The 20,410-nt window shown below is 65.2% G+C and carries 17 protein-coding genes and 1 tRNA gene; 12 read left to right on the forward strand and 6 right to left on the reverse strand.

Annotated elements, in window-relative coordinates:
* Positions 1-154: 154 nt before the first annotated feature.
* The 3 genes from ACX9MO_RS09680 to ACX9MO_RS09690 form a co-directional block, all read right to left on the reverse strand.
* Positions 155-1,357 (reverse strand): winged helix-turn-helix domain-containing protein, encoded by a 1,203-nt coding sequence (locus tag ACX9MO_RS09680; protein WP_462214379.1) that lies wholly within the window; start codon positions 1,355-1,357, stop codon positions 155-157.
* Positions 1,358-1,372: 15 nt separating this feature from the next.
* The gene (locus tag ACX9MO_RS09685) at positions 1,373-2,329 is read right to left on the reverse strand and encodes a LacI family DNA-binding transcriptional regulator (protein ID WP_462214380.1); all 957 of its coding nucleotides are present in this window, start codon (positions 2,327-2,329) and stop codon (positions 1,373-1,375) included.
* A gap of 408 nt (positions 2,330-2,737) precedes the next feature.
* Positions 2,738-5,101, reverse strand: a complete 2,364-nt coding sequence (locus ACX9MO_RS09690) for a methyl-accepting chemotaxis protein (RefSeq protein ID WP_462214381.1) — start codon at positions 5,099-5,101, stop codon at positions 2,738-2,740.
* A gap of 227 nt (positions 5,102-5,328) precedes the next feature.
* Here ACX9MO_RS09690 and ACX9MO_RS09695 point away from each other — a divergent pair.
* From ACX9MO_RS09695 to ACX9MO_RS09720, 6 genes are all read left to right on the forward strand, one after another.
* Positions 5,329-5,405, forward strand: a tRNA-Arg gene (locus ACX9MO_RS09695).
* 281 nt (positions 5,406-5,686) lie between these two features.
* Positions 5,687-6,085 (forward strand): hypothetical protein, encoded by a 399-nt coding sequence (locus ACX9MO_RS09700; protein WP_462214382.1) that lies wholly within the window; start codon positions 5,687-5,689, stop codon positions 6,083-6,085.
* Between the two features lie 98 nt (positions 6,086-6,183).
* Entirely contained in the window at positions 6,184-7,185 is a 1,002-nt protein-coding gene (locus ACX9MO_RS09705) for an AAA family ATPase (RefSeq protein WP_462214383.1), read from the forward strand.
* Between the two features lie 614 nt (positions 7,186-7,799).
* Positions 7,800-8,204: a hypothetical protein gene (locus ACX9MO_RS09710; protein WP_462214384.1), complete on the forward strand. Its 405-nt coding sequence runs from the start codon at positions 7,800-7,802 to the stop codon at positions 8,202-8,204.
* 160 nt (positions 8,205-8,364) lie between these two features.
* The gene (locus tag ACX9MO_RS09715) at positions 8,365-9,030 is read left to right on the forward strand and encodes an HK97 family phage prohead protease (protein ID WP_462214385.1); all 666 of its coding nucleotides are present in this window, start codon (positions 8,365-8,367) and stop codon (positions 9,028-9,030) included.
* A 3-nt stretch (positions 9,031-9,033) separates the two neighbouring features.
* Positions 9,034-9,744, forward strand: a complete 711-nt coding sequence (locus ACX9MO_RS09720; protein WP_462214386.1) for a phage major capsid protein — start codon at positions 9,034-9,036, stop codon at positions 9,742-9,744.
* Between the two features lie 424 nt (positions 9,745-10,168).
* Here the strand turns inward: ACX9MO_RS09720 and ACX9MO_RS09725 are convergent, their stop codons facing one another.
* On the reverse strand, positions 10,169-11,056 hold the full coding sequence (locus tag ACX9MO_RS09725; protein ID WP_462214387.1) for an SDH family Clp fold serine proteinase: 888 nt from the start codon (positions 11,054-11,056) through the stop codon (positions 10,169-10,171).
* A gap of 757 nt (positions 11,057-11,813) precedes the next feature.
* Between ACX9MO_RS09725 and ACX9MO_RS09730 the strand changes: the two genes are divergently transcribed.
* The 3 genes from ACX9MO_RS09730 to ACX9MO_RS09740 all read left to right on the forward strand — a co-directional run bounded on the left by ACX9MO_RS09730 (position 11,814) and on the right by ACX9MO_RS09740 (position 14,227).
* On the forward strand, positions 11,814-12,278 hold the full coding sequence (locus ACX9MO_RS09730; protein ID WP_462214388.1) for a hypothetical protein: 465 nt from the start codon (positions 11,814-11,816) through the stop codon (positions 12,276-12,278).
* Positions 12,279-12,357: 79 nt separating this feature from the next.
* Positions 12,358-12,780, forward strand: a complete 423-nt coding sequence (locus ACX9MO_RS09735; RefSeq protein WP_462214389.1) for a hypothetical protein — start codon at positions 12,358-12,360, stop codon at positions 12,778-12,780.
* 316 nt (positions 12,781-13,096) lie between these two features.
* Positions 13,097-14,227, forward strand: a complete 1,131-nt coding sequence (locus tag ACX9MO_RS09740; protein WP_462214390.1) for a site-specific integrase — start codon at positions 13,097-13,099, stop codon at positions 14,225-14,227.
* A 98-nt stretch (positions 14,228-14,325) separates the two neighbouring features.
* Here ACX9MO_RS09740 and ACX9MO_RS09745 read toward each other — a convergent pair whose 3' ends face one another.
* Together ACX9MO_RS09745 and ACX9MO_RS09750 are read right to left on the reverse strand one after the other, a co-directional pair.
* Complete coding sequence (locus tag ACX9MO_RS09745; protein ID WP_462214391.1) at positions 14,326-15,507, reverse strand: GAK system CofD-like protein; 1,182 nt, start codon at positions 15,505-15,507, stop codon at positions 14,326-14,328.
* A gap of 431 nt (positions 15,508-15,938) precedes the next feature.
* Positions 15,939-17,375: an NAD-dependent succinate-semialdehyde dehydrogenase gene (locus tag ACX9MO_RS09750; RefSeq protein WP_462214392.1), complete on the reverse strand. Its 1,437-nt coding sequence runs from the start codon at positions 17,373-17,375 to the stop codon at positions 15,939-15,941.
* 320 nt (positions 17,376-17,695) lie between these two features.
* Between ACX9MO_RS09750 and meaB the strand changes: the two genes are divergently transcribed.
* From meaB to moaB, 3 genes are all read left to right on the forward strand, one after another.
* Positions 17,696-18,658, forward strand: a complete 963-nt coding sequence (gene meaB, locus ACX9MO_RS09755; RefSeq protein ID WP_462214443.1) for a methylmalonyl Co-A mutase-associated GTPase MeaB — start codon at positions 17,696-17,698, stop codon at positions 18,656-18,658.
* A 138-nt stretch (positions 18,659-18,796) separates the two neighbouring features.
* Positions 18,797-19,594, forward strand: coding sequence for a uracil-DNA glycosylase (locus tag ACX9MO_RS09760; RefSeq protein WP_222494230.1), 798 nt, complete (start codon positions 18,797-18,799; stop codon positions 19,592-19,594).
* 177 nt (positions 19,595-19,771) lie between these two features.
* Positions 19,772-20,305, forward strand: coding sequence for a molybdenum cofactor biosynthesis protein B (moaB, locus tag ACX9MO_RS09765; protein ID WP_462214393.1), 534 nt, complete (start codon positions 19,772-19,774; stop codon positions 20,303-20,305).
* The last annotated feature ends 105 nt before the right edge of the window (positions 20,306-20,410 follow it).

Here is a 20,410-nt window from a genome sequence, read left to right on the forward strand (position 1 = left end):
TCCAGTCAGGGTCCGGAAGACGCCTGGCCGCCGCCTGAACCTCGCTGATCGTGTCGCGGTCCTGGGCGCCTGACGCAGGCGACGGGGTTCAGGCCTCGCCCGGATGATGGGCCGGACCGGGACACGTCCCGGCGTCGGCGGGGTGGTGCGCGCCCTAGCTCTCCGCGATCCATCCGGGGGCGTAGGTGATCGCCTCGCAGCCCGCGAACCGCGCCACCCGGCCAAGTTCCGCCTCCAGCCGCGCCATCCGTCCCTTCGAGGCCTGCACGCCCGGCTCCAGCCACAGCCGCGCCACCTCCAGCGTCGACGTCTCGCGCTGCACCTTCATGTCGATGCGCCCGATCAGCCGTTCGCCCTCCAGCAGAGGAAAGACGTAGTAGCCATATTGCCGTTTCGGCGCGGGGACGAAGATCTCGATCCTGTAGACAAAGCCGAAGAGCCGTTCCGCCCGGTTGCGATCCCGCAGCGCCGGATCGAAGGGGCTGAGCACGCGGATGCGCCCCGGTGCGGGGGCGAGCGTGGCGGCCTCTTCCAGAAGGCCGGGACGGGTAAGGACCTTACGGGCCCGGCCGTCGGCACACAGCAGGCTCACCTCCTCCAGCCGGCCCGCCGCGCGTTCGTCCGCGCACCATGCCGCCGCCTCCGCCGGAGTGACATGGGCCCAGAAGGCCGCGATCTCGCCGCTGGTGGCAAAGCCCAGCCGGTCCAGCGCGGCGGCGTTCAGCCAGTCGATGCTCTCCTGTGCCGTGGGGTGCGGGTGGCGCGCGGCCTCGGGCAGAACGCGTTCGGGCAGGTCGTATTGCTTGCGGAAGCCCTGCCGGCGCGCAATCGACAGCTGACCTGCCCGCCAGAGGTATTCCAGCGCCGTCTTCGACGGGTGCCAGTTCCACCAGCCGGGCTCCCCCGCGGGCCGGGGATCGTCATGGAGGTCGGCGGCGCAAACCTCGCCATGATCCCGGACATGGGCGAGGATGCGATCGAGCTCTGCCAGGTAGTCGTCGCCCTGCCAGCCGGACCAGCGCGCGGGCAGTTTCTGCGCGTCCCGGGCAAAGCGCAGGCGCCAGTGAGGATAGAACTCCGACGGGACGATGGCAGCGTCGTGGGTCCAATGTTCGAAAAGGCTGCGGTCGCGTTCCAGCAGCGGGGTCAGGTGGTGTGGGCGGTAGGCCGGGCGGCGCGCCAGCAGGATCATGTGATGGGCCCGGGCCACGGTCTGGACGCTGTCCACCTGAACGAAGCCAAGGTCGCGGATCAGCTGCAGCAGGTCGTCGCCCTTGCCCGGCCCCTGCGGCGGCTGGCCGAGCAGGTGGCGGTGCAGGAAGACCCGCCGCGCCAGCGAGTTGTCTAGGATCGGCATGGCCGGCGCCATGCCTCAGACCTTGCGGAGCGTGTCGCCGTAGTTGATCTTGGGCGCCAGCTCGATCTTGCCCTCGGGCGTCTCCTTGCCCGCCAGCCGGTCGAGGATGATGTTCGCCGCGAGCTTGCCAATCTCCTGCCGGCAGCTGTCCATCGTGGCCAGCTTGCGCGGCAGGCCCTGGAGGAGCGAGACGTCGTTGAACCCGGCGAGGCCGATCTTGTTCGGAATGTCGTATTTCTGCTCGGTCATCCAGAGCAGCCCGCCGGCCCCGATCATATCGTTGGAATAATAGAGGAAATCCAGGTCCGGGTGGCGCACCATCATGTTGCGCGTCATCTCGCGGCCCTTCGCCAGTGCGGAACCGTCGGTGTAGAATTCCGTGTCCGCCACCTCGACCCCCGCCTTTGCAAGCGCCTGGGTGAAACCTTCGTAGCGTTTGCGCGCGCGGTAATCCCGTCCCAGGCTGGTGCCGAGGAAGCCTATCTTGCGGTGACCGGCGGCGATGATCGCCTTGGCCATTTCGCGGCCGGCCCGGCGGTGCGAGATGCCCACGGCGGAATCGATCGGCGTGCCGTCGGTGTCCATGATCTCGACCACGGGGATGCCCGCCGCCTGCATCATGGCGCGGGAGGCGTCGGAATGTTCGAGCCCCGCGATGATCACCCCCGAGGGCCGCCACGACAGCATCTCGTAGAGGACCTTCTCCTCCTTCGCCTGGTCGTAGTCGGTGACACCGACCACCGGCTGCAGGTCGGTATCTTCCAGCGTGCGGCTGATGCCGGTCATCACCTCGGGAAAGACGAGGTTCGACATGGAGGGGATGATCACCGCCACGAGGTTGACCCGCTGACTGGCGAGCGCCCCTGCGATCTTGTTGGGCACGTAGCCGAGGCGCTTGGCGGCCTGCAGCACCTTCTCCCGCGTGGCAGGAGAGACATCGCCGCGGTTGCGCAGCACACGGCTGACGGTCATCTCGGAGACGCCTGACGCCTCGGACACATCGCGAAGGGTGAGCGGGCGTGTATCGGATCGGGTCACGGGCAGCGTCCTGTGTGATTGACCCAATTCGTAGCGCGAAGTGCCTTGAGGGATCAAGCCGTGGCAACTGTCCCCCGGTGCCGGCCGCACTCCGTAAGCGCGTGGTCGCTGGGCCTTTCCATGTTCCGGGCCGCGTCGCGCCGAGTTGAGATGCCGTCACGGTGTCCGCGCCAGCTGCCTCTGCCTGCTCGACCGAAACCTTGGCACCTGTCTTCGATCTGTCTTTCGCGTCGTGGTCCGTCAGGCGCCGCGCAGGTTGCAATCCAACCACCGGCCCGCCGGACCACGGAATCGAGGGGCGGCACCCGGCGCCCCGAGCGGCGGGACCCGGCCAGCGCGCTCTCAGAACTCGGCCCAACTTTCGTCTACCGGGCTCTCTGCGGGGGGCGCGTTGACCACCTGCCGGGGCATCGCCATGCGGCTGGGGGCGCCGTGCCGGATCACGGGGGTGTTCCCGGGGGCGATGCGGAAGGATGCAGCGATCTGGTTCAGTTTCGCCGCCTCGTTGACCATGACCTTGCCGGTGCCATGCACCTGCGTCGCCACCGCGGCATTCTTCTGGGTCACGCCATCCAGTTGATCGACGGCGGTGTTGATCTCCTCGAGCCCGGCGGATTGCTCGCGCGCGGCGGCGGCGATGGAGGAGACCGAGGCCGAGACTTTCTCGAAGTCGCTGATCAGGCTCTCGAAACTCTTGCCGGCCTTGTCCACCAGATCGACCCCGTTCACGACATTCTCGGCGCTTTCGTTGATCAAGGCGTTGATCTCCTTGGCAGCCTCCGACGACCGCTGCGCCAGTGCCCGCACCTCGGAGGCGACGACGGCAAAGCCACGGCCCGCTTCGCCGGCGCGGGCGGCCTCGACCCCCGCGTTCAGAGCGAGGAGATTGGTCTGGAAGGCCAGGTCCTCGATCACCGAGGTGACCTGCGTGATCTTCTGGGACGAGCCCGAGATCTGATCCATGGCGGTCATCGCGTGGCCGACGACCCTGCCGCTGGTCTCCGCGTCCTCGCGGGCGCGGGCCATGACCCTGTCCGCGTCGCTGGCAGAGTCGGCGGTGGATTTGACCGAGGCGGAGAGCTCCGTGATGGCAGCCGCAGTTTCCTCGAGGCTGGCGGCCTGTTCGATGGCCTTCTGGCTCAGGTCGTTGGAGGCGTTCTCCACCTCGCGGGCGTTGCTGTCGATCTCGCTTGCCGCGCCAACGAGGGAGGTGATCGTCTCGTTCAGCCGGGTCAGCGCGTCATTGAAGCCTCGGCGCAGCCCCTCGTATTCCGAGGCGAAGGGCGAGGCGATCTCGGCCGTGAGGTTGCCGGCGGCCAGCTCGGCGATCCCGGCGCTGAGGCGATCCACGACGACCTGCTGCTCGGCGGCCTGCCGATCGCGGGTCATGCGCTCTGCCTGGGCCTCGGTCAGCCGGTCGCAGAGGTTCTCGAGGCTGCGGGCAAGGTCGCCGACGTCCTCACCGCGCGCGGTGAAGGGGATGGGAGAGGCATAGTCGCCACGAGACATCCCCGTGAGCCGGGCACCCAACTGGCTGAAGGGGCGCGAGATCGCCCGCCCGGCAAGCCAGCCGATCAGCGCGATGACCGCCATCATCCCGGCCAGTTGCAGGATCATGGCGCTGCGCAGAGCCTCCAGCGGGGCCATCAGCTCGGCCTCGGCCTGTTGGACCACGACGGCCCAGCGGGCGTCGCCGAAGGACATGACCTGGGCGGTCAGCAGCGCAGGTGCCCCGTGCAGGCCGGTGGTTTCCATCCGGTTGACCGCAACCCCCTCGAATGCCCTGTCGACCGCCGCCAGTTTGGGTGCGGGCTCCAGCCAGGCGGGTGCCTGTGGAAAGCGAGAGCCCGAGCGCATCCGCCCGTCCGGCCCGATGACATAGGCGTCGCCCGTGTCTCCGACAGCGCCATTGGCCCGCAGCTGTGCGTCGATCCAGCGATGCGACAGGACATAGGCCAGCGTGCCGACCTGCGCGCCTGTCCGGTCATAGAGGGCGATGGCCATGGCGGCATCGGGATGGGCGGGCAGGGCGCCGTCGAAATCCGCGAACCGCGGGCCATCGGCCCCCGCGGCCGCCCGCACGGCATTGGCAAGCGGGCTGGCGGCGAGGCTGCCGCCGCTCAGCGGCAGGCCGAAGCTCTCCTCCTTGGCCGCGGAATAGAGCACCGTCCCGTCCCGTCCCGCGATCACGATGTCGAGCAGCCCGCGCGCCTTCATCAGGCTGCGGAAGTACGGGTGATACTTGGCGTGCATGAAGTCGTATTGCGAGCCGGTCCCCGTGCTGGTGAGTTCATCCCGGCGCTGCGGCGGGTTCGGATTCTCGGTGATATACTCCCGCCGCAGCACCTGCCCCGGGTCACCCTCGAGCGCGCCCCAGGCGAGGGCAAAGGAGCTAGCCGCCGCGAGGACCGTCGGATTGGCGCCCTGCGCGGCAAGGCTCGCGTCGACCTCCGTCAGCTCATCGTGGATCGCATCGGCGTAGGTCTTCACGAGGCTGCCCTGCTGCTGCGAGACCTGCTCATCAAGGATCGCGCGGGCGTCCACGTAGGCGGTGGCGGAGACGACGCAGGCCGCCAGAAGGGCGACACCGGTGACCAGAAGCGGCAGCTTCACGACCAGCCGGAGATTGCCGAGTATCGCGCGCGATGGGAGCGGCCCGCGCCTGCCGGCATCCGTCGTGGTGGACGAACCCGCGATATCAGTCATCCTGTGATCCCCTGCATTGCTCCGGCCCGTGCCGGCGGTCCTGCAGAGTGTTGGCGGGGGGATCTTTCTGTGCGCTTAAGCAAGGCGAAAACACCGATCCAGGCCCCCGATTAAGTGTCGCGCATTTTTCCTATCTCGGAGAACTTTGGCGGTCCGGGGCAAAAAATGCCCGGTTCTCCCAATCGTCGCGAGACATCCGCCAAGGGATTTGCTAGGCGGAGCGCGCTGGCCCCGTGGCTCAACTGGATAGAGCAGCCCCCTCCTAAGGGGCAGGTTACAGGTTCAAGTCCTGTCGGGGTCACCAAAAAATCAAGAAAAACAAATGCCTTGTGGCGGCGCTGGGTTTGGCCTGTGCGCCGCCCGGCAGAACGTGGCAGGAACAGAGCGCCTCGCGGCATCGGGCTTCCGTACAAATCCCGTACAGTCTGTTCGCGAATGTTCTGGTCTCGCAAACGAAAACCCCGGCGCGCTGGCGGGCGCAACCGGGGTCGAAGGTCTCTGGGAAACCGTTCATTTGCAGCCCGAAGATAGCGCTCTTCTAGAGGCGCGTCACCCCATCATCGCACTGCATTGGGGGATCACGGTATGAGCGGCATCCCCTCCTTCTCCGAACAGATGCGCCCGGCGCACCTGAGCACCGTGAAGGCGCTCGGCTATGCCCTCACTCTGGGGGATTCGAGCGCTTGGTGGGGGCTGGTGCCGGTGTTCGCGGCGCGTCTCACCCGCGAAGAGCGTGCACACCTCGCCTTCATGGTGCTCAAGTCCCTCGATCCTGAGGCGTCCTGCGCGACCGCAGCTGCAGCTGGGATTGGTATAGGTCATCCTCTGCCACCGCTTCTAGGGGTGATGGATGATGCGACCCGGTGGGCCACCTGGGCCTCGCCTGCTGAGCTGGACGCATATTGCCTTGCCTGCTTCAAGGCGATGCGCCCTGGGCGGCAGGCTGCCTTTCTCGACTATGTGAGTGGGAGGGCGGCGGCGTGAAGGTAGCGACAAACAAGAACGTGAGACCGCTATCGGAGCCCGGCTCACTTGGGCCTCGCGCCGTCACTCTTTTGAACCGGGCGCAATGGTCCGGCGATGTGACCCCCGAACTCGACCGCCAGTACATCGTGAAGGGCTGGCTCGACAGAGCCACCATCTCGGTGGTCTACGGCCCGTCCAATGTGGGCAAGAGCTTCTTTGCCGTCGATGTGGCACACCATGTCTCGAAAGGCATGGCGTGGGGCAACCGGCGCACGAGAAAGGGCCGGGTTCTGTACCTCGCGGCAGAGGGCGGCGGGAACTTCATCAATCGTGTGGCTGCCCTCGATGACCCCCAGTTCTGGCTGATGTGCCAGCCGATCACGCTGACCGGGCGGGAGACACAGGCTCAGCCGCTCGCTGAAGTCATGGATCATCTCGCGCAAATCGGAGGCGAGCGCTTCGACCTGATCATCCTCGACACGATGGCGCGTGTGATGGGCGGTCTTGATGAGAACGCGGCGCCGGACATCGCTGATCTGGTCCGAAACCTCGACGTGATCCGCACCGCGACTGGCGCCCATGTCATGCTCATCCATCACACCGGGAAGGACGCAGCACGGGGCGCGCGCGGCCACTCATCCTTGCGCGCGGCGGTGGATACCGAGATCGAGCTGACGCGGGATGATTTCGGTACCATCACGGCAGAAGTCACCAAGCAGCGCGACGGGCCTACCGGGTATCGCTTCGAGTATCGGCTACGCCAAGTCGAACTCGGGGAAGACCAAGACGGCGATCCGGTGACCACATGCGTAGTAGAGCCAGCGTTGCCGATGGATGGAACGAAGGCGGCAATCCCGGAGACGGCGCAGAAGGCCCTCGCGGTGCTCTCTGAGCTTTTGTCTGAGCCTAAGCATGCTTTGGAGCATACGCGCTCAGGCGGTGCGCTCTGCGTCCGCGTTGAGCAGTGGGCAGAGGCATGCGCTCTGCCTGATGTGATCTCCGCATCTGCGGAGCCCGAGAACAGGCGCCGCATGTGGCGGAAGAGCCGTGATCAGCTGGTGACGGCTGGGTTGATCCGCCACGAGGACGGCCTTGTCTGGAAGGTAGGTGCCCCATGATTTGAACCGGACCGAGCGCCTTGGTCCGGTCTGGTCCGGTCCGGTCCGGCGCTTCGGACCAAGATTTGCGGTCCGGTCTGGTCCGGATCGGTCCGTAAAGAGACAACCTACTGCGGTGCTTAGAGAAATCGGTTTCTCGCACTTGGTCCGGTTCAGGTCCGGACCTTTGGGTCAGGCGAATGCTGGTCCGGACCGCAGGTAGGTTGGAAGGGCCCCCTTAGGGGGGCCTTCCACCCGGTCGGAGCACGCCCGGATCGCCGAGATTAGGTCCGCCACCACCGGGGGCGGGTCCAAAGTCTGGTTGCGGTCCGAAAGAAGCCCCGTGCTCCCCCCATCCACAGATTTTTTTCTGCCAAGGAGGAATTTCTAAGTGCCTGAACAGATGAAACTTTTCCCAATGGAGGACGCCGGGGCACCTGCGCCAGCAGGTCGCCCAAGACGCGAATTTTCCCAACAGGAACAAGAGCTTGTGGAGAGGCTGCTTACTGCCGGGAAGACCACCCACGAAATCGCAGCCAAAATTGGCTGCTCACAGCCAACCCTCCGCCATTTCTTTCAAGGCGGTCCCGGTTGGAACCCACACGGCAAGGGGCCGAAAACAAAGGAAAATCAAGATGAATGATATCGAATACGAAGAGCAGTGCCGGGCAAAAATCGACGAGCAACTGCACGAAGCGGACTTGGCAGGCAATGACCGGGTCAAAGTGCTGCGGTCTTCGCTGATCTGCCTCGAGGTCCAACGGCGGATGCTCGAGGAGGCGCTGGCCGATCAGGGTTGTGACCTGGACGCAATCCACACCGATGCCATCACGCCGACGATCCGTAAGGGTCTTTACCTGGTGCGCGCGGGTGCGGCCAGCGCGGGCATGACGCCTGCAGAAACCGCTGGACTGCTCTTCGGAGCAGCCATGCGGGTTGCAGAGAACAACCGTGGGCCGCAGCTGGCCTTCGTCTGGGCCTCGCGGATGCTGGCGAAGTTTGCGGACTTGACGGATCGGGGGGCGGCATGCAAACACTGATGAGTGTTCGCCGGATGTTCGCGGGCGCAACCTCTTCGGAGGGGCGCCCTACCGCAACAGACCGCAGGAACGCACCTCAGATCGGAACCGCGCCAGCGGGCCTCGAGGAAACCGGGATGCTATCGCATCCTTCGTTTTGTCGTGGAGCTGGAGCAGTTCAATGACCCTCCAAAAATTTGATACCTCGCCGCGTCTGTCACCGGCCTTCAGCCTCGAAATGAAGGCCAGCCCGCAAGGCGTCATCGAAGGTCTGGCATCGCCGTTCGGCGGTACGCCTGATTCCTACGGCGATTGCATCGCACCTGGCGCGTTCACGAAGTCCATCGCCTCACATCGCGCCGCAGGCACCATGCCTGCGCTTCTCTGGGCGCATGACCCCAGCAAGCCAGTTGGGACATGGAAGCGCATAGAGGAGCGCCCGGACGGCCTTCATGCCGAAGGGCAACTCAATCTCAAGACGCAGGCAGGGCAGGAAGCCTTTGAGCATGTGAAAGCGGGCGACTCCACGGGCCTCTCGATTGGCTTCGTCCTTCCGGCCGGCGCGACCACCTGGCGCGAGGGGGCTCGCTGGATCCTTGAGGCCGACCTTCTCGAGGTCAGCCTCGTAACGATCCCGGCGGCGCCGAAGGCCCGCATTCATTCCGTGAAATCGCTCGAGATCCGCTCGCGGACCGAGCTGCGGGACCTTCTTAGGGAAGCGGGACTCGCGCGCGCGGCGGCAGAAAAACTCAGCCTGGGCGGATGGCCTGCCCTTGCTGGCAACGAAACCAACATGGCGGAGATCGGCGCACTGCTGCGCGCCTCTGCCTCCAAGCTGAAAGGCTAACAGATGAACATTGAAGACATTCAAGCAACCCTTGGTGAAATTGAGCGCAAGGCAGCCGCTGGTGCTGCTCTGCGCGAGGACCTGGGCAAGATCGGCGATCGGCTTGCGGCCCTCGAGATGCGGAATACCGACCTCGAACAGATGCTCGCGAGCGGGAACCGCCGTGGGGGCAGTGCCGAGCGCGGCACTCCGGAACAGCGCGAACACCTCGAGGTGTTTAAAAAGTGGCTGCGGAACCCGAAATCTAGCCGCATCCGTGGTGAACTTGAGGTTGCCGAAACCAAAGCTGCGTCTGGCCTCACGGACACCGCAGGCGGCGCCCTGGTGCCCGAACTCATCCTCGGCGAACTTAACCGCCGCGTGAAAGACGGCAGTCCCATGCGGCAACTCGCGAACGTCATGGATGTTGCCTCGGGGGACATGAAGTACCCCATCGGCAACAATGATGCGACGAGCGGTTGGGTAGGGGAAACCGATACCCGCGCGGCAACCGGCGAGCCGACCATTGAGTCGCGCACCCCGACCGGCGGCACGGTCTATGCCTACATCAAGGCGACCGAAGAGCTGCTGCAAGACTCGCGGTTCCCGATTGATGAATGGTTCGTCAATGCCGTGACGGATGAGATTATCAGCACCGAAGGCGCGGCATTCATCAGCGGGAACGGGACGAAGAAGCCGACCGGCCTGCTGAACGCGGTGCCTGACCGTCGATGACAACATCACGGAACCCGGTATGGTCAAGTGGTACATCCGGCGCCGCGTGTTTGGGACGCCGCTCGATACCGAAGCGATGCTCGCGGTGAAGTGCGCTGAAAGCTGAGGCACACCACCAATCGAAAAGGGGCGCCCTGCGCCCCTTTTTTCATCTACCCTGCATATACATCGCGCGTGAAGCATGCGGCAGCCCACGGGTGCGCGGACTAATTCCGCTTCCGCCGGCAGCTGTGCTCAGGCACTCGTCTTCCAGCGACCACCATCAAGAGGGGGTAGCGTCGAGTACGGAAGGTCAAAATCGCAACGAATGCCGCTATCAACTTCGTCACGCTGTGCCGGTTTTACAGTCCGGCCTTGATCTGCGAGCGTTCGCCGCAGGTCGGCCAGTTCTGCTGCGAACTCGGCTTCACTCTTTGCGTGCATGTTACCCTCCCAGGTTGATCAGGCGATGCTTCGTGTGGATTGCGACGCCAGACCCTATTTTACCACAGTAGTCAATGAAAAGATCGTAGTACTCTCGGACAGCGCTATTCAAACCTGCGTCAGCTCCGAAGTTTTCAATCTTGAGCTTCAGCTTCTCTGACTCAAGGACGCGCATCGGGATGCCTCGACCATGCGAGTTCCACTCTGTTGCATCCCCTAGAAGCTCGGCGATCTCTGTTGCGCGTTGCTTCTTATAATCCTCATCAACTGGGCTCCCGTCGGTCTCTCGGTGGGTCCAGTCCTTGAACTTGTACTTAGTAAGCCACGCTTCGATCAGGTCTGCGGAGTGCTTGCGGGCCTGTTCGATGGTGAAGAGTTCCGCCGGGTCAAACTTTCTGACAAGGAACTCAACTTCGGCCAGGGTAATCTCGCCGTTTCGGCTCTTGTCGATCAGGCTGTTGTACTTCCCGAGGTAGCCCATCCCAGGAACCCATCTGCCATCGCGATTGTAGATCTGCGGGTCAATCGGCCCCAGAACCGAGTAGTAGTCCATATAGATCGCATCTCCGGACAGGCAAAGCACCGTGCCGGCCGAGTAGGCGAAGTTTGGGACCACGAATATCACTGTGTCAAAGTGGTGACGGAACACGTCGCTGAGGCGCTCGACGACCTCGACGCTACCGCCGTTCGTCTCGATGACCACCACCAGTTGGTTACGCCGCCCCTGGGTAGCAGCAATATGCTCAACCTCGCGCCTCACCGTGTCGTCGATGCCAATCTGCATCGGCGCGCGAATTAGGATTACTTCACCTTTAAGCTGGTCCTCAAGCGCCGCGCACTTCTGTGCCAAGAGCTCCTGGATGATGTCGTCGGTTTTAATCGCTACCATGGGTTCAATATCCTAAACTCTGCGAGAATCAGAATCGAAGCCGAACCATGTGTCAAGTACTTCGCTTTACTTCTCTATGCATGAATACGCTAATTTTCCATCAACGTGCGCGCGGACACTTCAGTGGTCCAAGGTGGGGGCACTCCTGAAGCCTAGCTCGCGGTGCTGACGTCGGCGCGACTGCGAAGCGTTGCGGCCCAGCTTGCGGTGCGCGGCTCCTCACACTGCCTGTTCAGGTTGCTGCTGAAGGTCTGGCGCGCTATTGGCACGATAGGTAGTCCAGTCCCCCGAGGGGGATTGACCGTTTCGCGTCTTCTGGGCAATGTGTCCGTGGGCTTCGAAACCCGGACGATGATAGCTGCAACACCTGACTAGGGTTTCATCCGTTGGCGCGGATGACAGCGAATGCGTGACCGCTTGGCGGCGTCACGACCACCGACAGCATATGTCGGGGTGGTGGCGCTATGCAAGACCTTCGGGAAAAACGTCACGCCTCTCTCATCGGAGGTTTCGAACACCCCGGCGCCAGTCCGTCGCTGGCATGGCCTTCGAAAGCCGCAACGATGAGAACCAAAATGACCCAACAAACGACCCGCCCGGACTCCGCCCTGTCGCCTGACGATTGGGCCGTGTTTCACGACGCCCTCGTGCTGGCCCATGACGCCCTGGGCAAAACGCCCGAGGAGGTGGACCCCGCTTACCTGAGCGTCTGCTGTGCTGACCTACGAAGCGCCCTGCGCCGTGTTGGGGGTGCAGCATGAAGACGTTCAAAGCCACCACCATGTCTCGCCGCACTATGCTGACCACGTTTTCCTCTACTGGCGCGATGCTCACCTTGCCTGTGTTGGGCCGAGCTGACGTAGAAGACCCGATCCTACCGCTGTACAGACAGTGGGTCAGTGCGCGCGCCGAATGGTATCGCTACGCCGACCTGCCTGGCAATGGTGACTGGGACATGCCGGAGAGCCAAGCAGCACAAGCCGAGGAAGATGCTGCGTTCTGGGCCTTGATCGAGATGACCCCAACTAGCATGGCAGGCATTGCTGCGCTGGCCCAAGTTCTATGGGACCTCGAGGGGCCCACAGTTACATTGGGTCAAGAAGGGTATCGCGAGCAGGCGTCTACTCCGAGCTGTAAGTTGATGAGCGCGATCTGGCGCGCGGCTAGCGGGCAAAAGGGTTTGCCGTTGGATAGCAAAATGGAGACAGATCAGCGCTGGTAGACATGCGCTCGAACTTTCGGTCATTGACTGATTGCGCGGAGTGTGAGACAACTTCGCTCATTGAGTGATGGAGCGAAAAATGCAGCTTAATGACTTTGCTGAAGAGTTCGGACTTGCACGGGCGGATGCTGAAAACTGGCTGGCGCGGGTCGAGCTGCGCACGGACTACCAGCCGACCGCGCGAGGGCGCTCGCGCGAGTTCAGCCGCGAGAACGTGGTTGAGCTCGCGATGATCGCCAGTCTGGTGGCGGTCGGCTTCCGTCCGTCGAAAGCGGTCGTCTGGGCTGAGATCGTCGTCGATGAATATCGCAACCGGCGGAGCGCGCCGGAGTTCCTGGCATTCCCTGCACAGAAATTCGAGCGCTGCATCAGCGGCGATGAAGTGTCGCCGGACCAACTGGCGGAACTCGCGGCGCTGTCGCCGTTTCGGGCTGCGATCATCATCAACTCCGGGGACGTCGTGCGCCGGGTCGAGTCGCTGTTCACAGAGGCCGCGCTTTGAGACGATAGGTGGTTGGTTCGCGAGGGCCAGCCGCCATGCCTCCGCACCGGCAGCGACTGCCGTCAAAGTAACACACTCCAAGAGTGGGGTTGGACATGAACAAGTCCCAGTTGATTGAAGGGTTGACGACTGGTTCGCGTCTATTGGACGACGGTAAAACCTGTGAGGAATGGTCCAGTATCCTCAAAAGCCGTGGTGTGAAGGCGGAACCGGATACTATCCGGAAAGAGGCGAACAAGCTCGACCTGGGGCACAAGATATTCGGGAAATTGTTTATCACTGGCGAGCAAATCGACCAGATGGGAGGGGTCTTGGAATGCCACTCGAGACAAAGCTGCGAGGCAACGTCTGGTGGGCGTCTGGCCGCGTCGAATACAACGGCCGGCCGATCTCCGGATACGTGCGGAGAAGCACTGGCTCATCTACGGAAAAAGGCGCAAGGGACTGGATCGAAGCCTACGAAGATGCCGAAATCCGTCGTTACCTCCTTGGTCCAGAAGCCGATAAGCTGACGATGGGTGATGCAATCAAGCTCTACAATGCCACTTCATCAGAGGCGAAGAGGCTACTCTTCATCGTGGAAGAGCTTGCAAGCCAAGGCGTGAACTTCCTCGCGCTGCCCGTCGATATTTTCACCGGAAAATACCTGCGGGAACTAGGACGCGACCTGAAACCGAACGCCGCAACGGACACGATGTGGCGCGAGGTCGTGTCTCCTATTCGCGCTGTCATCAACAACGCGCATGATCTCGGTAAGTGTCATCCGATCCGGGTGAAGCGATACTCCGAAAAAGAGCGAATTGCCCACGATGTCGCCCGTGGGAAGCAAAGCCGCGTCGAGCGCACCCCATCGGACAAATCGTGGATCGCTGCGTTCGGCGCGGCTGCTGATCCGTGGAATGCGGCCTTGGCCAGATTCATGTTTGAAACGGCTGCGAGGATCGACCAGGCGGTTTCTATCTCGCCTGGCGATCTCGATCTGATGAACAAGCGCGTCCGTCTCAAAGCGCAGAAGGGCCATCCCGAGCAGTGGGTCACGATCTCACATGCGATGATGGTTGAGCTTGCCAACCTGCCTCCGAAGCGGCCGAAGAACCGGAAGACAGGCAAGCTGATGGAGGCGCGCGTTTTTGGTTACGGCAGCCCCACGGGATACCATGGCCGTTGGAAGACGATCTGCAAGCAGGCGGGTATCCCGTATCTCTCGGCGCACCCTGCGGGGCGCCATGGTTTCTTCACAGAGCTCACTGTGCGGCAAGGTGTGGACCCGGTGGAGGCAGCGAGGGCTGGACGGTGGTCAGACGCTTCTCTGCCGATGAAAACCTATGCGCATGCCGAGCAAAATGAGGCGGATATAAGAGAGAGATTTCGTACAGATCGCGTACAAGTCGACGAGCGAAAAGTCGTTAACAGTCAGAATAGTAAAGGAAAATCGAAAGATGGATGAAACCCTCCTAAGGGGCAGGTTACAGGTTCGAATCCTGTCGGGGTCACCAGCTTCCCGCTCCGGATCATCCCCTCGGCACCGCGGCGTCCCCGCCGGTCCTAGCCGAGCGAGACCAGTGCCTCGGCCACTTTCACCGGGTCGTACTTCGGCGCGCTGTCCTGTTTCAGCGCCATCCGGTGACAGGGGATGCCGTGGCGCTCCGTGACGGCGGTGCAGTCCGTTTCGGAGGTTGAGCTGTCGCAGAGCACGTGGGTGATCAGATCGGCCGTCGCCGGGCCCGCGCCGGTATCCGCCCGCAGCGGTGCGAGGAGCGCCCCCACCTGCGCGGCGAGGTCATGGCCAAGCGCCTCCGGGTCGGGGCCGAGGCTGGGCAGGTAGACCTTTGGCACGGGACGGGCCGCGATCGCCCGCCCGACCCCGGAGGGCAGAAGGTTGGCGATGACGCTGGAATAGAGGCTGCCGGGCGGAAAACAGATCACGTCGGCCCGGGCGATGAGCCTGCGGTTGCGCTCAGGCAAGGGGATCAGGCCGGGCGCGATTTCGCCCGCGCCATCGCTGAGGAAGCAGCGCCGGATCGGCCTGTCGAGCGGCGGCGCCTCCTTGCCGCTGATCAGCCGCTGGCCGATCACCCGCCGCCCGTCGGCGAGCTCGACACCCAGTTGCAGCGTCTCGTCCACCACGGAGCGGACGGTGCCGCGCACGTCCACCATCTTGGACATCAGGAACAGCACCGGTTCCAGCTTGCGCCCGTGGCTGAGGTAGCCCCCGGCAAGGATCAGGTTTCCGATGCTGGCATTGCGGTAGTCGAAGCCAGCCGGGGCCGCCTCGAGGAAATGCCCGAGCAGCGTCTGGATCAGCGCGCCCATGGGCTGCGGCACGGCGACGGCCAGCGGGTGTGTGCCGGCGGCGATCTGCGCCACCTCCGCCCGCAGCGCATCGGGCGCGGCCTCCTGCGACAGGCGATAGCTGAAGAGCGCGTAGATGTCCGGCTGGCCCAGCACGGTCTCGTCGGCGAGGGCCATCAGCCGGCTGCGCAGGTCGCCGACGGCGGGCATGCCGAAGGCCTCGCGCAGGACCTGCGAACTGCCGCCGCTGTCGAAGGGCGTGATCAGGTGCACGGAGTTGAACGTGTAGGTCTTGAGCTGCCGAGAGATCCCGTTGAGCGCGCTGCCGCCACTGAAGAACAGCACCCGCGGGCCAAGGTGCGGCGCGCTGCGGGCCCGGGCGACGCGCAGGTCGTCGGGCACCGGGACCTGACGCTCGATCCGGAGGTCTGTCATCCTGCGCTCATCCGGCGGTCGTCTCCATCCTGCGAGGGGCTGCGTGTCTCGGGCACGCGCGCGGCGCTGTCTCGCAGGGCAGGGGACCTGCTCCGCCGGGCGGTGTCAAGCGGCGAACAGGCGAGGCAAGGCGCCGGGGTCACGCCCGGTGGTCTGACGGTTTCGAGGGGGCAGGACGCGGGCACTGGCAGGCGAAAGCAGGCGGGCGCCAGCCAGTGAGTCCAGCCGGGGGCGGACGGGAGGCGGTGCTTCAGGCCCACGCGCGTCGTTGTCCGGACCGCGGAGTGGCAGCGGGTCGGGGCCCGTGTCGTGAGAGCCGCCCTGCGACCACCGTCAGGGCAGGCCCCGGCCAAGAGAAAAGGGGCGCCGCCTGCCGGCGCGCCCCTCTCCGCGTGTTGCATCCATCCTGCGGCCCGATGGCCGCGTCCGGGTCAGCCCGCCTGGGTGAAGAAGCGGGTGTCGAGGTAGGCTTCGATCGCTTCCGAACCGCCCTCGGTGCCGTAGCCGCTGTCGAGGATGCCGCCGAAGGGCACCTCGGGGATGCCGAGGCCGAGGTGGTTCACCGTCATCATCCCCGCCGCCACGCGCGAGCGCAGCTGGTCGGCGGTGGTGGAGTTGGTGGTGAAGGCATAGGAGGCGAGGCCGAAGGGCAGCCGGTTTGCCTCGGTGTAGGCCTCTTCCGGGTCCGAGAAGCGGTTGATCACGGCGACGGGGCCGAAGGGCTCCTCGTTCATGATCCGGGCCGAGGTCGGCACGTCCGCGACAACCGTGGGCTCGAAGAACCAGCCCTTGTTGCCGATCCGCTTGCCGCCGGTCAGCAGACGGCCGCCCTGATCCACGGCATCGCCGATCAGCTCCTGCAGCGCGGGGATGCGGCGGCTGTTGGCCAGCGGGCCCATGTCGACACCCTCTTCGGTGCCGGCGCCGACCTTCACCTTGGCCGCAGCCTCGGCGAAGCCCTCGGTGAAGCGGTCGGCGACGCCGTCCTGCACGAGGAAGCGCGTGGGAGAGACGCAGACCTGCCCCGCGTTGCGGAACTTGTGCGCCACCATGAGCGAGAGCGCCTTGTCGATGTCCGCGTCATCGAAGATCAGCACCGGCGCATGGCCGCCCAGTTCCATCGTGGCACGCTTCATATGCAGCCCGGCGAGGGCGGCCAGCTGCTTGCCCACGGGGGTGGAGCCGGTGAAGGAGATCTTCTTGATGGTCGGATGCGGGATCAGGTACTCCGAGATCTCCGCCGGAACACCGTAGAGCAGGTTCACCACGCCCGCCGGCACGCCCGCATCGGCGAAGCAGCGGATCAGCTCTGCGGGGGAGGCGGGGGTCTCTTCCGGGGCCTTCACGATGATCGAGCAGCCCGCCGCGAGCGCGGCGGAGAGCTTGCGAACCACCTGGTTGATCGGGAAGTTCCAGGGCGTGAAGGCGGCCACCGGGCCGACCGGCACCTTGTGGGTCATGTTCAGCACGCCCGGGGCGCGGGCGGGGATCACCTGGCCGTAGGTGCGGCGCGCCTCTTCGGCGAACCAGTCGATGGTGTCGGCGGCCATGACCACTTCCAGTTTCGACTGGGGCAGGGGCTTGCCCTGCTCGGCGGTCATCATGGCGGCGATGGCATCGGCGCGCTCGCGCATCAGGTCGGCGGCGCGGCGCATCAGCTTGGACCGCTCCATCGCGGGCGTCACGCGCCAGATCTCGAAGCCGTTCGCGACCGAGGCGAGGGCGCGGTCCATGTCGGGCTTGGTGGCGTGGGCCACCTGGCCGATGACCTCCTCCGTGGCGGGGTCCACCACGTCGATCCGCAGGCCTTCGGCCCCGTCGCACCAGGTGCCGTCGATGAAAAGCCGGGTGTCGGGATAGGTCGTCATACTCTGTCCTGTGGTTGAGGGGGCCCTTGTCGCGCGGGCCGATGCGCAGGGCGTAAGCAAAGCGCGGCAGCGGATCAAGCCAGCCTTGCATAATACTTCCTTATCCGGGGTATTGCGCGTCCGTCCTGACCCTGTCGCGCTGCCCCGGGGGCACCCTCGCGCCCGTCCATGCACCGCCACGCACCCCCACCTGCCGGGGCAGAGCGACGCAAGGCGGCGCTTGCGGTTTCGCCACGGCGCAAAAGACGATATTGCGGAGCGGCACAGGATGGAGCGGAGGCCCGGGCCTCCCGGGGGAGCGGCTGGTGAACACGGAACAGATGGCGGAACAGGTGATCGCGGGCGACCGCCGGGCCCTGAGCCGGGCGATCACCCTGGTGGAAAGCGCCCGCAAGGACCATCGGGAGCAGGCCGTCGCGCTGATCGAACGTCTTGCGGGCTCGGGCCGGCAGGCGCTGCGCATCGGGCTCTCCGGCACCCCGGGCGTGGGCAAGTCCACCTTCATCGAAAGCTTCGGCATGATGCTGACGGCGCAGGGGCTGCGCGTCGCCGTGCTGGCGGTGGACCCGTCCTCGGCGCGCTCCGGGGGCTCGATCCTCGGTGACAAGACCCGGATGGAACGGCTCTCGCGCGATCCGAACGCCTTCATCCGCCCCTCGCCCAGCCAGACCCAGCTTGGCGGCGTGGCGCGCCGCAGCCGCGAGGCGGTGGCGATCTGCGAGGCGGCGGGCTTCGATGTCGTGCTGATCGAGACGGTGGGCGTCGGCCAGTCCGAAACCGTGGTGGCCGAGATGGCCGATCTTTTCATCCTGCTGCTGGCCCCCGCGGGCGGGGACGAGCTGCAGGGCGTCAAGCGCGGGATCATGGAGATGGCCGACATCATCCTCGTGAACAAGGCCGACGGCGATCTCAAGCCGGTCGCGACCCGCACCTGTTCGGACTACGCCGGGGCCCTGCGCCTGCTGCGCAAGCGTCCGCAGGATCCGCAGGGCTTTCCCAAGGCGATGATGGTCTCCGCCATGGAGGAAACCGGCCTCCAGACCGCCTGGGACGAGATGCAGGCCCTCACCGCATGGCGCCGCGAGAGCGGCCATTTCGACGGCATGCGTGCGGCGCAGGCGCGCTACTGGTTCCGCGAGGACGTGCGCAACGCGCTGCTGTCCCAGCTCGACACGCCCGAGGCCCGCACTCGGATGGCCGATCTCGCGGCGGAGGTCAGCGCAGGGGGCCTCACCCCCGCCCGCGGGGCCGAGGAGATGCTGCACTGGCTGCGCCGCGCGTGACGCGCTTCATTTTCTTGCCCCGAGTATCCTCGGGGGATGGCCCCACAGGGGCCGGGGGCAGACAGCCCCCTGCGCGCCCGAGGCGTGCCCCAACAACGAGCATTCAAACCCCGGCCAAGGCACGATAGTTTGACCGTCATGGATTCGGCACTCGACTGGCACATGGCAAAGGCCCTGCTGGAATGGCAGGTGGAACTCGGCGCGACCGAGGCGATCCTCGATGCGCCGGTGAACCGCTTCGAGCTGCCCAAGGCCGAGCCCGCCGCCGTGGCCCCCAAGACGAAGGACGGCCGCCCCGTCGCGCCGCCGCCCCCCGTCAACCGGGCCGAACCCGACGCGGTGGAGATCGCCCGCCATGCGGCCCAGCAGTGCGGCAGCCTCGAGGCGCTGCAGGCGGCGCTGGCGGGCTATGAACATTGCGCGCTCAAGCAGGGGGCCAAGTCGCTGGTCTTCAGCGACGGCCACCCGGGCGCGAAACTGATGATCATCGGCGAGGCCCCGGGCCGCGACGAGGACCGCGAGGGCAAGCCCTTCGTCGGCCGCGCGGGCCAGCTGCTCGACCGGATGCTGGGCGCGATCGGCATGGACCGCCGCTCCGACGACCCGGCCAAGGCGGTCTACATCACCAACGTGGTGCCCTGGCGTCCGCCGCAGAACCGCGATCCCGAGCCGAAGGAAATCGCGATGATGCTGCCCTTCATCCAGCGCCACGTGGCCTTGGTGAAGCCGGACGTTCTGATCCTGATGGGCAATACCTCCTGCCAGGCCGGGCTGGGGCAGCGCGGCATCCTCAAGCTGCGCGGTCACTGGGCCGAGGCCTATGGCCGCCCCGCCATGCCCATGACCCATCCCGCCTACCTGCTGCGCCAGCCGTTGGCCAAGCGCGAGGCCTGGGCCGACCTGCTGGCGATCCGTGCCCGGCTGAACGGGGCCTGAAATGGGGGCCTGAAATGGGAGCCTGAAATTGGGGCTTGAAATGGGAGCCTGAGCGGCGTGCCTCCGACGCCCGGCGCCCCGCCCGCCCCGTTCCGGGCCGCTTTCCAAGGCCCATTCTGCGGGACCAGCCAGACACGATACCGAAACCAGATCGACGACCTGCTCAAGGAGAGGCCCATGGCCGAGGAAAAACCCTTCATCCCCGTCCGGATCGCGGTTCTGACCGTCTCCGACACCCGCTCGCTGGCCGAGGACCGCTCGGGCGGCACGCTGGTGGGGCGGATCGAGGCGGCGGGCCATCACCTCGCGGCCCGGACGATCCTGCGCGACGACCGCGCCGCCATCGCCGATCAGCTGCGTACCTGGATCGCCGACAAGGAGATCGACGTGATCCTTTCCACCGGTGGCACCGGGCTGACCGGCCGTGATGTCACCGTCGAGGCGCACCGCGATGTCTACGAGAAGGAGATCGAGGCCTTCGCCACGGTCTTCACCATCGTCTCCATGAAGAAGATCGGCACCTCCGCGGTGCAGAGCCGGGCCACCGGCGGCGTGGCGGGCGGCACCTATCTCTTCGCGCTGCCCGGCAGCACCGGCGCCTGCAAGGATGCCTGGGACGAGATCCTCGTCCACCAGTTCGACTATCGGCACAAGCCCTGCAACTTCGTCGAGATTTTTCCCCGTCTCGATGAACACCTGCGACGGAAATGACAGGGGCCTGCGTAGGACCCTATACTCAAGATCGTAACGGGAACGTGGCTTGGCGAAAGCGACGTTGCCCTGTTGACTCATCCTGCCGGGCGTTCCGGCCGTAAG

It is taken from the genome of Pseudooceanicola profundus (assembly GCF_054919315.1).